This is a genomic window from Streptococcus mitis (assembly GCF_026782895.1).
In the GTDB taxonomy this organism is placed as follows: Bacteria; Bacillota; Bacilli; order Lactobacillales; family Streptococcaceae; genus Streptococcus; species Streptococcus mitis_CB.
The window spans coordinates 177,553-190,006 of record NZ_JAKUXJ010000004.1 but is presented as its reverse complement, the minus strand read 5'-3'; the positions used below and the strand labels follow the sequence as shown (position 1 = coordinate 190,006).

The 12,454-nt window shown below is 39.8% G+C and carries 10 protein-coding genes; 4 read left to right on the top strand and 6 right to left on the bottom strand.

Annotation, left to right across the window (positions count from 1 at the left end; all coding sequences use genetic code 11):
- The first annotated feature begins 38 nt into the window (after nucleotides 1-38).
- The 4 genes from MK480_RS05085 (at nucleotide 39) to MK480_RS05070 (ending at nucleotide 3,672) form a co-directional block, all read left to right on the top strand.
- Nucleotides 39-1,964 carry an ATP-dependent Clp protease ATP-binding subunit gene (locus tag MK480_RS05085; RefSeq protein WP_474104229.1) on the top strand — a complete coding sequence of 642 codons (1,926 nt, stop codon included), beginning with the start codon at nucleotides 39-41 and terminating at the stop codon, nucleotides 1,962-1,964.
- A 129-nt stretch (nucleotides 1,965-2,093) separates the two neighbouring features.
- Complete coding sequence (locus MK480_RS05080; RefSeq protein WP_049515691.1) at nucleotides 2,094-2,546, top strand: NUDIX hydrolase; 453 nt, start codon at nucleotides 2,094-2,096, stop codon at nucleotides 2,544-2,546.
- Between the two features lie 58 nt (nucleotides 2,547-2,604).
- Nucleotides 2,605-2,904 (top strand): DUF1827 family protein, encoded by a 300-nt coding sequence (locus tag MK480_RS05075; protein WP_000767189.1) that lies wholly within the window; start codon nucleotides 2,605-2,607, stop codon nucleotides 2,902-2,904.
- A gap of 135 nt (nucleotides 2,905-3,039) precedes the next feature.
- Nucleotides 3,040-3,672, top strand: coding sequence for a GNAT family N-acetyltransferase (locus MK480_RS05070; RefSeq protein WP_261015280.1), 633 nt, complete (start codon nucleotides 3,040-3,042; stop codon nucleotides 3,670-3,672).
- A gap of 47 nt (nucleotides 3,673-3,719) precedes the next feature.
- On the opposite strand, the gene ezrA is transcribed toward MK480_RS05070, so the two are convergent.
- The 6 genes from ezrA to MK480_RS05040 form a co-directional block, all read right to left on the bottom strand.
- Complete coding sequence (gene ezrA, locus MK480_RS05065) at nucleotides 3,720-5,447, bottom strand: septation ring formation regulator EzrA (RefSeq protein WP_268707284.1); 1,728 nt, start codon at nucleotides 5,445-5,447, stop codon at nucleotides 3,720-3,722.
- Nucleotides 5,448-5,528: 81 nt separating this feature from the next.
- Nucleotides 5,529-7,475, bottom strand: a complete 1,947-nt coding sequence (gyrB, locus tag MK480_RS05060) for a DNA topoisomerase (ATP-hydrolyzing) subunit B (RefSeq protein WP_261089203.1) — start codon at nucleotides 7,473-7,475, stop codon at nucleotides 5,529-5,531.
- Nucleotides 7,476-7,489: 14 nt separating this feature from the next.
- Entirely contained in the window at nucleotides 7,490-8,053 is a 564-nt protein-coding gene (locus MK480_RS05055; protein ID WP_261012425.1) for an HAD family hydrolase, read from the bottom strand.
- Nucleotides 8,054-8,138: 85 nt separating this feature from the next.
- Complete coding sequence (locus MK480_RS05050) at nucleotides 8,139-8,693, bottom strand: DJ-1 family glyoxalase III (protein ID WP_268707283.1); 555 nt, start codon at nucleotides 8,691-8,693, stop codon at nucleotides 8,139-8,141.
- 10 nt (nucleotides 8,694-8,703) lie between these two features.
- Nucleotides 8,704-9,927, bottom strand: coding sequence for an FtsW/RodA/SpoVE family cell cycle protein (locus MK480_RS05045; protein ID WP_060628527.1), 1,224 nt, complete (start codon nucleotides 9,925-9,927; stop codon nucleotides 8,704-8,706).
- A 36-nt stretch (nucleotides 9,928-9,963) separates the two neighbouring features.
- Nucleotides 9,964-12,414 (bottom strand): bifunctional DnaQ family exonuclease/ATP-dependent helicase, encoded by a 2,451-nt coding sequence (locus MK480_RS05040; protein WP_268707282.1) that lies wholly within the window; start codon nucleotides 12,412-12,414, stop codon nucleotides 9,964-9,966.
- Nucleotides 12,415-12,454 lie beyond the last annotated feature (40 nt).

Sequence of the window (12,454 nt, the reverse complement as noted above, 5' to 3'; positions counted from 1 at the left end):
GACCNGCTCAAACTCCGCCTCCAAGCCAAGAAAAAGGCCTGCTAGAAGAATTTGGTATCAACGTAACTGAAATTGCCCGTCGTGGAGATATAGATCCCGTTATTGGACGCGACGATGAGATTATCCGTGTCATCGAAATTCTCAATCGCAGAACCAAGAATAATCCTGTTCTTATCGGTGAACCAGGTGTCGGAAAAACTGCCGTTGTCGAAGGTCTAGCTCAGAAAATCGTTGATGGCGATGTTCCACATAAACTACAAGGTAAACAAGTCATCCGTCTGGATGTGGTTAGCCTAGTTCAAGGAACGGGTATCCGTGGACAATTTGAAGAACGCATGCAAAAACTCATGGAAGAAATTCGCAAACGTGAGGACATCATCCTCTTTATCGATGAAATCCATGAAATTGTTGGTGCGGGGGCTGCGGGCGATGGCAATATGGATGCAGGAAATATCCTCAAGCCAGCCCTTGCTCGTGGTGAACTGCAACTGGTCGGTGCAACTACCCTCAATGAATACCGCATCATTGAAAAAGATGCTGCCCTAGAACGCCGTATGCAACCTGTTAAGGTCGACGAACCAACAGTGGAAGAAACAATCACTATCCTCAAAGGAATTCAAAAGAAATACGAAGACTACCACCACGTTCAGTATACCGATGCTGCAATTGAAGCAGCTGCAACTCTTTCCAATCGCTACATCCAAGATCGCTTCTTACCTGACAAGGCCATAGACCTCCTAGATGAAGCTGGTTCTAAGATGAACTTGACCTTGAATTTTGTAGACCCTAAAGTCATTGATCAGCGCTTGATTGAGGCTGAAAATCTCAAATCTCAAGCTACACGAGAGGAAGATTTTGAGAAGGCCGCCTACTTCCGCGACCAGATTGCCAAGTATAAGGAAATGCAAAAGAAAAAGGTCACAGACCAGGATACTCCTATCATCAGCGAGAAAACCATTGAGCACATTATCGAGCAGAAAACCAATATCCCTGTTGGCGATTTGAAAGAGAAAGAACAATCTCAACTCATCCATCTAGCCGAAGATCTCAAGTCTCATGTTATTGGACAGGACGATGCAGTTGATAAGATAGCCAAAGCTATTCGCCGAAACCGTGTCGGTCTCGGTACGCCTAACCGTCCAATTGGAAGCTTCCTCTTCGTCGGACCAACTGGCGTCGGTAAGACAGAACTTTCCAAACAACTAGCTATCGAACTCTTTGGTTCTGCTGACAGTATGATTCGCTTCGATATGAGTGAATATATGGAAAAACACAGTGTAGCTAAGTTGGTCGGCGCCCCTCCAGGTTATGTTGGCTACGATGAGGCTGGGCAATTAACTGAAAAAGTCCGCCGTAATCCATATTCTCTTATTCTCTTGGATGAAGTAGAGAAAGCCCATCCAGATGTTATGCATATGTTCCTCCAGGTCTTGGACGATGGTCGTTTGACAGATGGGCAAGGACGTACCGTTAGCTTCAAGGATGCCATCATTATCATGACCTCAAATGCAGGTACAGGTAAGGCCGAAGCCAGCGTTGGATTTGGTGCTGCTAGAGAAGGACGTACCAATTCTGTTCTCGGTGAACTCGGTAACTTCTTTAGCCCAGAGTTTATGAACCGTTTTGATGGTATTATCGAATTTAAGGCTCTCAGCAAGGATAACCTCCTTCAGATTGTCGAGCTTATGCTAGCAGATGTTAACAAACGTCTTTCAAGTAACAACATTCATTTAGATGTAACTGACAAGGTCAAGGAAAAATTAGTTGACCTCGGTTATGATCCAAAAATGGGGGCACGCCCACTTCGTCGTACTATTCAAGACTATATTGAGGACGCAATCACTGACTACTACCTTGAAAATCCAAGCGAAAAAGACCTCAAGGCAGTTATGACCAGCAAGGGCAAGATTCAAATTAAGTCTGCCAAAAAATCTGAAGTAAAAACTTCTGAAAAAGAAGTATAAATCCTATAGAAAAGGAGTAGAAAATGAAAATTTTCTGCTCCTTTTTACAAAAATAACTATAAGTTCTTGACAGCTCGGCCTTTGTCCATTAAGATAATAATAAAGATAATAGATAATGAGGAAAATGCAATGGCAAATCCAACCTTTGGAGAAAAAAAAGAGAATGTAACCTACCAGCACCGTTATGGCGTATATGCTGTTATCCCTGATGCTGAGGGAAAACAAATTGTTCTTGTTCAAGCACCTAATGGTGCTTGGTTCCTACCAGGTGGTGAAATTGAAGCAGGTGAAAATCATCAAGAAGCACTAAAGCGTGAATTGATTGAAGAACTTGGCTTTACAGCTGAAATTGGTACCTATTACGGACAAGCTGACGAATATTTCTACTCTCGTCACCGTGACACCTACTACTACAATCCTGCCTACCTCTATGAAGCGACTTCTTTCAAAGAAGTGCAAAAGCCACTAGAAGACTTTAATCATATTGCCTGGTTCCCTATTGACAAGGCGATTGAAAATCTCAAACGTGGTAGCCATAAATGGGCTATTGAATCTTGGAAAAAACAGCATAAGATTGACTAAATCAAGCTACTTTATTCAAAAAGTGCTATAATAGAATTAGAAAATCGGAGGAAATGTTATGAAGCTAATCAATACGACAAACTCACACTCGCAACTTGTTAAAAGCCAGCTAGAAAGTACAGATGCAACCCTTGTTGAGGTTTATTCTGCTGGAAATACTGATGTTATTTTTACCCAAGCTCCGCTTCACTATGAAATCCTCATCTCAAACAAACACCGCGCTATTCGTGAACCTGAAATCGAAGCTATTCAAGAATTTTTCTTGAAACGTAAAATTGATAAGGACTCTATTGATGAGGCCAATATCAAAACCCTCTATTCAGAAAAATTAATTGGAATTTCGATTCCAACCAAATAAAAAATTGGAGAGTTTAAAAAGCTTTTTGGACCTTATAGTACAAAACGAGGTTCTAACTTGCTTTTTGGATCATCTCCAATTTTTTATCTTGAAATCTTATCATACAAGATTTTATAGATAATTAAGGAGACAAACATGGGAGATATCATATATAGAGAGGCAAGACTTGAAGAAAGCGAAAAAATTGGAAAACTATTAGCCAATTCCTTTCTTGACTATCCTTTTTTAACGATTTTAAAAGACGATTTGAAGAAACCTGACTCCTATCCTGCTTTTGTAGAAACATTGCAAATTCTGCTTACTAGAGTCTATATTAAAAAAGGAAACTGTTTAGTTGCGGAACAAGATGGAGAATTACTTGCAGTTGCCCTTTTGCAACAAAAGGATTTCTGTATACTATCCTATCTACGAAATGGTGGAACAAACATTTTTCGCTACATTCGACCACGAAATCTTTTTAAATACTTTGACTTTGTAAAACGTTCCAAAAAGCACTTAAAACAATCAGGAGAGTTTGATTGGTATTTGATGGCTTTAGCTGTCGATATAGAAAGTAAGGGACAGGGAATTGGCAGTACTTTTCTGACACAAGGGATTGAACCTTATGTCAAATCAAAAGGCTGTAAACACTTGGGTTTCATTACCAGCACAGCAAGAAATGCCTCATTCTACGAAAAAAACGATTATGTCCTACTAGACTTTATGGAGATAGAATACGGTTCAAGATCAATTGGTAACTGGGCATTTTTAAAAACAATGAATAAATAAAAAAGATTTGGTTCTGTGAGAAGCAGAACCAAATCTTTTTTATTATGTTAGAAACGAATCGTCTCACGTGTTTTTTCATATGAAGTGACAAAACGGTTGGTTACACCTGGTTCTGCAACTTCCAAAGCTTGCGAAATCTTATCAAATGAAGCATGGTAATCAAATTCTTTTTCAAAAATTTCTAATGATTCATTAAAGGCTTCTTGAATTCGTTCATCAAATGAGCGGTAACGGTTCGAATACTGTAGCAATTGTTCTGTCAATGTTGCATATTGAACAATATTATAGGTTTCTTCTTCAAGTGCGTCCATATCATTTGTTGTAATTTCGAGCATCCGGTTCACAGCTTCGATATTGACCCGAGCTTCTTCTAGTTCAGCCATCAACTCTTCAGTATGGTTACTTGCTGTAAAGAACAACTGTAAGAAATTCTGAGGAATACCTGGAAGATTGCGTTTTTCCATATATCTCTTAATTGTGTGAAGACGATTAACATAAACATTTGCCTTCTGGCGAGCATTGATATCATCTTTTTCAATCTGAGCAAGACGTTGACTAACCGAAACTTGTTCATCTTCAATTTCCTTCAAAGTCGCTTGTAAGTTTTCCAAACGATCTTCAAGCAATGAATAAGGTTCAGAATGTTCCTCTTGTTCAGAAGTTAGTTCCAATACAGATTCTTCTAAAGATTCTAACTCAGCTTGTAATCTATGAACATGACTAACATCCGTTTCAGATAGTAGGTAATTGTTACTCAATCGTTGAATATCTTCCACTAAAACAGCATTACTATCTTTCATGTGTTTCAAATATGTAGGAAGGGTTGCAACTAAGCCTTCAACTACTTTTTGAGCGGCGATTTCTCGTGTAAAGATATCATAGAGTGCATTGATTTCTTCTTGAACTTGAGTATTTTCATACTCAGCATTATCCAACTCTAATTGTGCAATATTTTCGTGGTTTTTCTTCAAAGCTTCATAAAGCAATTGGAAGCGAGATTCAATATCCGTTTCAGCAAAATGATAGTTAGCGTCTAAAAGCTTACGGTAACCGTCTTCCAAATCTTCCAATTGATCAGGTAGCTCTTTAGATAATGTTTTTACAATCTCTGGCAGGCGGTCAACAATGTGACTCAAAGCCAAGATATGATTTTCAGCATTATCCAAAATCACAGCAGCTTCTACTGGGTCACCTGAAGTGTTTAAAGTAACAAACTGAGAAAACTCTGATTGGATATTTTCCAATTGTTTTTCGATTTCAGATAAACCTTGGCCATATTCTTCAGAATGATCAGCCACTCGGTGTTGTAACTCTTCAAACAAGTCCAAGGTATGAAGAACACGTCCACTATTTTTAGACTCTTGTTTCTCCAAATCTGCTAAAGCATTGCGAATTGCTGCAATATCTTCTTCAATCAAGGTAATTTGACTCTCGATTTGGTCAATTTGATGACTGGCCTTGAAAAAACGGAATGAGTTGTTATAGCCTTCTGCCTCAAAAAGATTATTTTCGATATCGGCAAAAGAGTTAAGAGATAGGTCAACCCATTTTTGGTTCCACTCACGGAAAGTCACTTGACTTTGTCCAATCAAGTGCATATTTTTTACAGCTTCAACTTCATCGTTTACTGGAAGATTGTACAGCTCTTCTTTTTTCTCTTCTAAAATTGCTAATTTACTTTCATTGCGTTTTCGTACGTAGATTGCGATAGCATAGGCAATCACTAAGAAAACTGCAACTGCAATTGCAAGATATATTACTAGACTACCAGACATATTAAACTCCTTTTTTACTTGAAACAATCGTAACGATTATATCATATTTTTTAGACCAAGGGAACTACTTCTCCCGATTTTTTAGACATCAAGTGTACTATAGACGGCATTTTCTTCGATAAATTCACGACGAGGCTCAACTCGATCCCCCATCAACATATCAAAGATTTTATCTGCTTCTGCAGCATCATCCACAGAAACTCTAGCCATCAAGCGGTGTTCTGGATCCATGGTTGTTTCCCACAATTGGTGGTCGTCCATTTCACCAAGACCTTTATAACGCTGAATAGTCGGTTTGGTGCGACCTTCACTATAACGGGCCAAGGCTTCTTGGAGTTTGATTTCTTGATCTGCTCCTGGCTGGATGTATTCTTTAATCTCACTTCCAACCTTAACACCATAGATTGGAGGTTGGGCAATATAAACATAACCAGCTTCTAGGATTGGTTTCATATAACGATAAATCAAAGTTAAAAGAAGGGTACGAATGTGGGCTCCATCGACATCAGCATCGGTCATCAAAACGAGTTTTTGGTAACGAGCTTTTGAAACATCAAATTCTGCGCCAAATCCTGTTCCCATGGCTGTGAAAAGACTACGAATTTCTTCGTTAGCTAGAATTTTATCCATACTTGCCTTTTCAACGTTCAAAATCTTACCGCGAATTGGTAGGATAGCCTGGAACTCACGGTTACGACCAGATTTGGCTGATCCACCAGCTGAGTCTCCTTCGACGATGAAGAGTTCCGTTTCAGCTGGATTGTTAGAAGAACAGTCTGCTAGTTTCCCTGGAAGATTAGAAATTTCCAAACCAGATTTTTTACGAGTGACTTCACGCGCACGCTTAGCAGCCACGCGAGCTTTAGCAGCCAAAATTCCTTTTTCAACGATACGTTTGGCAATCTGTGGATTTTCCATGAGGAAATCAGAGAAAGCATCACTGAAAAGGCGATTGGTAATCTTAACCACTTCGCTATTTCCCAGTTTGGTCTTGGTTTGTCCTTCAAACTGTGGATTTGGGTGTTTAACTGAGATAACTGCAGTTAATCCTTCGCGGACATCTTCCCCTGTCAGGTTGTCTTCATTGTCTTTTAGTAACTTATTCTTACGAGCATAATCGTTGATGACACGTGTCAAGGCTGTACGGAAACCTTGTTCATGCGTTCCACCTTCATGTGTATGAATATTATTGGCGAAACTCATGACATTTTCATGGTAACCAGTTGTGTACTGCATGGCTACCTCAACTGTGATATCATCCATCTCACCGTCTGTATAGATTGGTGTATCAAAGATTACATCCTTGTTCTCGTTGATATATTCAACATAACTAGCAATCCCACCTTCATAATGGTAATGCTTGGTTTGTTCCAAACCTTCGCGCTTATCTGTGATGGAGATTTGAAGACCGCGATTTAGAAAGGCCAATTCTTGAATGCGTTTATTTAATTTATCAAAATCAAAGGTTGTTGTTTCCGTAAAGATTTCTGGGTCTGGTGTGAAGTGAACCGTTGTTCCAGTCCTATCTGTATCCCCAACCACCTCAAGGTCTGCAACAACATGACCACGACGGTATTCCTGGTAATGAATCTTACCGTTTTTGTGGACATGAACGTCTAATTGAGTGGAAAGGGCATTAACTACTGATGACCCTACTCCGTGAAGACCACCTGAAACCTTGTATCCGCCACCGCCAAACTTTCCTCCAGCGTGAAGGACAGTAAAGACAGTCTCAACGGCAGGTCGACCTGTTTTTTCCTGAATATCGACGGGGATACCACGCCCATCATCGACAACAGTAATCGAATCATCTGGCTCAATAAAGACTTGAATATGACTGGCAAATCCTGCCAAGGCCTCATCAATTGAGTTATCAACAATTTCCCAGACTAGATGGTGAAGACCTTCTTTTGAGGTTGATCCGATATACATTCCTGGACGCATACGAACAGCCTCTAAGCCCTCTAAAACTTGAATTTGACTGGCATCATATTCTTGTGCCTGCAGATTTTTAATTTCTTCTGTCATCTTATTCCTTTTTCTTACATGTCTAATACTTGTCTTAAATTCACGATACTGGTAAACAAGTGGGTAGCTAGTCCTGCAGCTTGCCCAGCTTCGATATCAATCGGTCGATCACCAATTACAAGACCAGAGTTAATCTGATACTTTTCTCTTAAATAAATCATGGACTCAGGATCTGGTTTTCTCTTAAAGCCTGAGTTAGAAGTCACCACTTCTGTAAAATAAGCTGCTATAGAGGTTTTTTCTAAAATTTCCAAGACCTGATCATTTCTGTGAGAAACCAAGAAATGACGGCCACCTTGATTTGAAATGTCTTCCAATAAGTCAGAAACTCCATCAAATAAAATAGGGTGTTCAAGCTCTCTGGCTTCATTTTCCTTGTATTTTTCTAAAAAATGATCTAAGTTGGGAGCGAATGTCTCAATCGCAAAATCAGTAGAAACCTTTAAAGCCTGATAGACACTGTCATGGTCTTGTGTGATGCCATACAATGCCAATGTTTCAACAAATGCAGCTGTTGAAGTTTCGTAATTATCCAGTAAAGTTCCACCTAAATCCCAGATATAATCGTGATATTTCATACCCTTCATTATAGCATTTTTTTATGAAAAAAGCGATGATTTCCCTGAGTTTTCCACATAAAAAAACGAGAGTTTGACTCCCGTTTTACTGATTTTTACCAAAGACATCTCGATAGAGCATTCCTGTTCGTAAAGTCTCTGCGTTTCCTCCTAATTGCTCCACCAACTCGTAGGCAAAGGCAAGGGCTGTTGAAGGGCCTCGACTGGTTGTCAAATGACCATCTACCACTACTGTTTCCTTGACATATTGACCATCAAGGATTTGCTCTTGAACGCCATCATAGCAAGTGTACTGCTTGTTTTTCAATAGCCCCGCTTGATTGAGGGCAATTGGCGCCGCACAAATAGCTGCTAGTTTCTTCCCTTCTCGTTCGAAGCTTTGCAACTCTTGAATCAAGGCCTGATTATCGCGCAAATGTGCAGAACCAGGCATACCTCCAGGAAGAACAATCATATCATAGTCTGATAAATCGCCATCAAAGACACGATCTGCTGTGACTTGGATTGCATGTGAACCTGTTACTTTCTCTTCAAATCCTACCATATCACAAGTAATATTGGCACGACGCAAAACATCCACAACTGTCAAAGCTTCAATTTCTTCAAAGCCCTGAGCTAACATAACTGCTACTTTAACCATGATTTTCTCCTTATTTGATTCGTTTTAATACAACCTTTTTCCGTTTGAATGGAACTTTTCCGCTCTTTTCTTCAGCTAGATTTGTCTGGTAACTCATCGATAAAAGCAAGCCAACACCGATCAAATTACTGATAATAGCCGATCCACCTTGAGAAATGAAAGGCAAGGGAATCCCCGTCAAAGGAAGCAAACCTGTCACGGCACCGATATTCTCAAAGATATGGAAGAGCAACATCATAATCAAACCTGTGGAAATATAGGTGTAGAACTGGTTATTTGATCTAAGAGTAATCTTCAACATACGGTAAATCAGCATGAGATAAAGGGCGATAACAAGGACAGAGCCAATAAAGCCAAAATCTTCTGCAATGACCGTGAAAATCATATCCGACTCTCGAACTGGAATAAGCAGATTAGAAGCATTAAACCCCTGACCAAATAAGCCACCGCTCCCAATGGCGATTTGTCCTTGGGCCTGCTGGTAAGTGGTTGTTTGGGCAAAGTCAAATGGATTAAGCCAAGCCAAAATACGATTGATTTGGTAGGTCGGCATCCCCAGTTGATGGAGAAAAGCACGACCATCCTTGCTGATAAAAATGGCTAGAAAACCAGCAATCCCTGTTACCGCAGTCACAAATACTGGAATAATAATTTTCCAAGAAACCCCTGATAGTAAGACGATTCCTGAGAAAATGGCTACAAAAACCAAAGCCGTCCCCAAGTCACTTTGAAGTGCCAAAAGAACTAGGACTGGAATGGTAAAAAGAATCATCCAAAATATTAACAAAAAGTCCAGTGGAACTGTGCGTCTCCATTCCTTATGTTTTTTGGTAAACTGGACAATCACACGGGCCAACATGAGGATATAGGATATCTTCATAAATTCTGACGGCTGGAATAGAGTAATTCCATTGACTGAAATCCAGTTTTTAGCACCCGTGGATGCAACTAAGCTTGGATTATAAAAGACAATCGGCAGAACCATGAGTCCCAAGCCTAAAATATACAGAAAGGGGGTCACTTTCCAAAGAAATTCTGTATTGAAGAGCATGACCACAAAACCAATCACAAGCCCCAAGGCAATCCATGCGACCTGCTGACCTAAAATGGGTAAAATATTGTTTGGATAATCATGACTAACAGCTATATAAATAGCTACCACACCGATAACCAGTAGGAAAAATACTGGCAGGAGCAAACTATAATCGACTCTAGAGTCGAGAGAACGTTTCATATGTACTAACCTTATACTTTCATACTATACTATTTATCAAAGTTCATTTAAAAATCTATCAATTGCCTCACTAACTTCAGATTGAGCGATAGTTGTAACGCTCGCTTCTTTTGCTAGAGAAGTCACTATTTGCTTGCCGTATCTTTTTCCGACGATTCTCCTATCCAGAATGAGAGTTAAAGAACGTTGGTGTTCACGTCTCATACTTCTTCCCAAAGCTTGCTTTAAACGAATAATGGCCATTGGCAACTGATAATCATAAAAGGCATTTTTTTCTTCCTGATTCAGTTCCTGATTAATCTTTTTCGTCAAGGGCTCTTGAGGATTTTGGAAAGGAAGTCTTGGTACAACTTGAATCACAAAAGGATGACTTGAAAAATCAACTCCCTCCCAGAAACTTGCTGCACCAAGCAGGATTTGTTGTTCACCTTTTTCAAAGCGTTTCTTAAGCTGATGAACATCCCCATTTTTATACTGGGCCAAGTGGCTAACTGGAAGTAAATCCGATACTGCTAGAAGCATGTCTTTAGCAGTAAAGAGAGCCAAAATCGGTTGTTGGAAATCTTGAACTCCCATCAGCAAATCAGCTACCTCCTTGGCATAGACTTCTAAGGAAGTTTCTGTTACTAGAGGAAAATCTTTGACCAAGACCACTTCTTGATCCCATTTTTTATGAGCTTCAACCTTGACAAATTTAGCTTCAGGATAACCCAAAAGGTCTGCCAAAGAAACTCTTTGACTAATCTCAAGAGTGGCCGACACTCCCAAGACTTGACATGAATCAGGCACTAAGGAAGATAGAAGAATACGGCCTGATTTCGTAGAAGAAATCTGAATTTTCTTTTGACTCGTTTCAGTTGCTTCAAGCCAGTAATCTCGGTCAGCTGTAAAATAGCGAACCAACTCCTCAAAGCCTTCTACTTCTAATTCTGAAAAATACTGGTGGAGATTGGCAAGAGAATCTAAGATATTTTTCCTAGATTTTCCAGACTGAAATTGTTCTATCAAGTAGAAGCACTCAAAGCGAATACTTTCTAATATTCGTTGCTGGACCTTATTTTGCTCGTCCAGTAAAGCCTTATCAAGCAATTCGATAATAGACTGGATATCGTAAGTCTCTTGAAGCAGATTTTCTAGAGCCAACAAGATCTTTTGAACTTCATCAATAATCAATAGACGGTCGCTGACAAATTCAGGATTATCTTCAAGTCTGGTTACAAGATAGGCATGATTGGTCACTAAAAGCTTGCAGGTTTGTGCCTTTTCTTGACTACGTTTCCAAAAATCTTCCGTCACAAATAAGCTCTGAGATGATAAATTCCCGTCATGACGAAGATCTGTCAGAAAATGTTGGTAACGGTAGAGTTGGCCAATTTCATCCAAATCCCCTGTCTCTGTCTCAGTCAGCCAGACCAAGAGTTGCATTTTAAAGCGTCTAAATAAGCGATTTTCATCATTTTCCTGTAAGGAACGATAAAAAGCATCCAACTTCAGATAATTGTGTGGTCCCTTTAAACTATGAATATCTATATGGAACACTTCCTTGAGACGTTTACCTTCTTCTTCCATGATCTGATTTTGAAGAATCTTTGTCGGAACACTAAGAACAATTTGATGCTCTTTGGCTAGAGATAAAGCGGGTAAGAGATAGCCATAGGTTTTCCCAATCCCTGTCGGCGCTTGAATCAGAGAGACAGGCTCATCTTTCAATAGCAAGCCAACCTCTTTAGCAAAATTTTCTTGATCCTCCCTCACTTCAAGGTTCAACAGAGAAATATTCTTAGAAAAACCTTGAGATAGTTTTCGTGGCTCCAGGGGAGCTCCAGTTTTCTTGAAATACAGTCCTTGAACTTCGACCAAGTCTGGAGAACTCAGGACAGATTGGCTGCGATAAATTTCTTCAATAACCAGGTAGGACTCATACAAGAGGGCGTCAGCCATTTCCAGTAAACGTTCCAAGAGTCCTTTAGGAAGTTGGGCCATCTTTTTCCGTAGAAATAAGAGTAATTCCGCAGTAGCTTGGGCATCTGAAAGGGCTGTGTGAGCGTGTTTAAGAGGAATTCCTAATTCTCGACACAATATCGGCAAGCTATATTTTTCCAGTTCAGGGAAAAAGACCTGAGCCAATTCGACCGTGTCAACACGAGGATTTCTTAGTTCATAGCCTTCAAAAAATAAATTTTCCGCCAAGAGATTGGCATCAAATCGAACATTATGGGCTACAAAAATCCCATCCTTCACCAAGTCAAAGATTTTTCTAGCAACTTGCGAAAAATCAGGTGCTTGCGCCAGACGTTGGTCTGTCAATCCTGTCAGTTCTTTGATATGAGCATCCAAGGGTTCATGTGGATTGACATCCGTCGTATAGTGATCGACGATTTTTCCGTCCTCAATCACGACAATTCCCACTTGGATAATTTTAGCCTTACTACCTGTGCTAGTTGCCTCTAAATCAACCACAACATAGCGATTACCAATCGTTTTCATTATAAAAAATTATACCAAAAAAAGGGCCATTTGGCACCTG

Excerpts from the sequence above, each read along its gene's own strand:
- MK480_RS05080 (WP_049515691.1), top strand. The coding sequence starts at position 2,094 with ATGGCAAATCCAACCTTTGGAGAAAAAAAAGAGAATGTAACCTACCAG.
- MK480_RS05075 (WP_000767189.1), top strand. The coding sequence starts at position 2,605 with ATGAAGCTAATCAATACGACAAACTCACACTCGCAACTTGTTAAAAGC.
- MK480_RS05070 (WP_261015280.1), top strand. The coding sequence starts at position 3,040 with ATGGGAGATATCATATATAGAGAGGCAAGACTTGAAGAAAGCGAAAAA.
- ezrA (WP_268707284.1), bottom strand. The coding sequence starts at position 5,447 with ATGTCTGGTAGTCTAGTAATATATCTTGCAATTGCAGTTGCAGTTTTC.
- gyrB (WP_261089203.1), bottom strand. The coding sequence starts at position 7,475 with ATGACAGAAGAAATTAAAAATCTGCAGGCACAAGAATATGATGCCAGT.
- MK480_RS05055 (WP_261012425.1), bottom strand. The coding sequence starts at position 8,053 with ATGAAATATCACGATTATATCTGGGATTTAGGTGGAACTTTACTGGAT.
- MK480_RS05050 (WP_268707283.1), bottom strand. The coding sequence starts at position 8,693 with ATGGTTAAAGTAGCAGTTATGTTAGCTCAGGGCTTTGAAGAAATTGAA.
- MK480_RS05045 (WP_060628527.1), bottom strand. The coding sequence starts at position 9,927 with ATGAAACGTTCTCTCGACTCTAGAGTCGATTATAGTTTGCTCCTGCCA.
- MK480_RS05040 (WP_268707282.1), bottom strand. The coding sequence starts at position 12,414 with ATGAAAACGATTGGTAATCGCTATGTTGTGGTTGATTTAGAGGCAACT.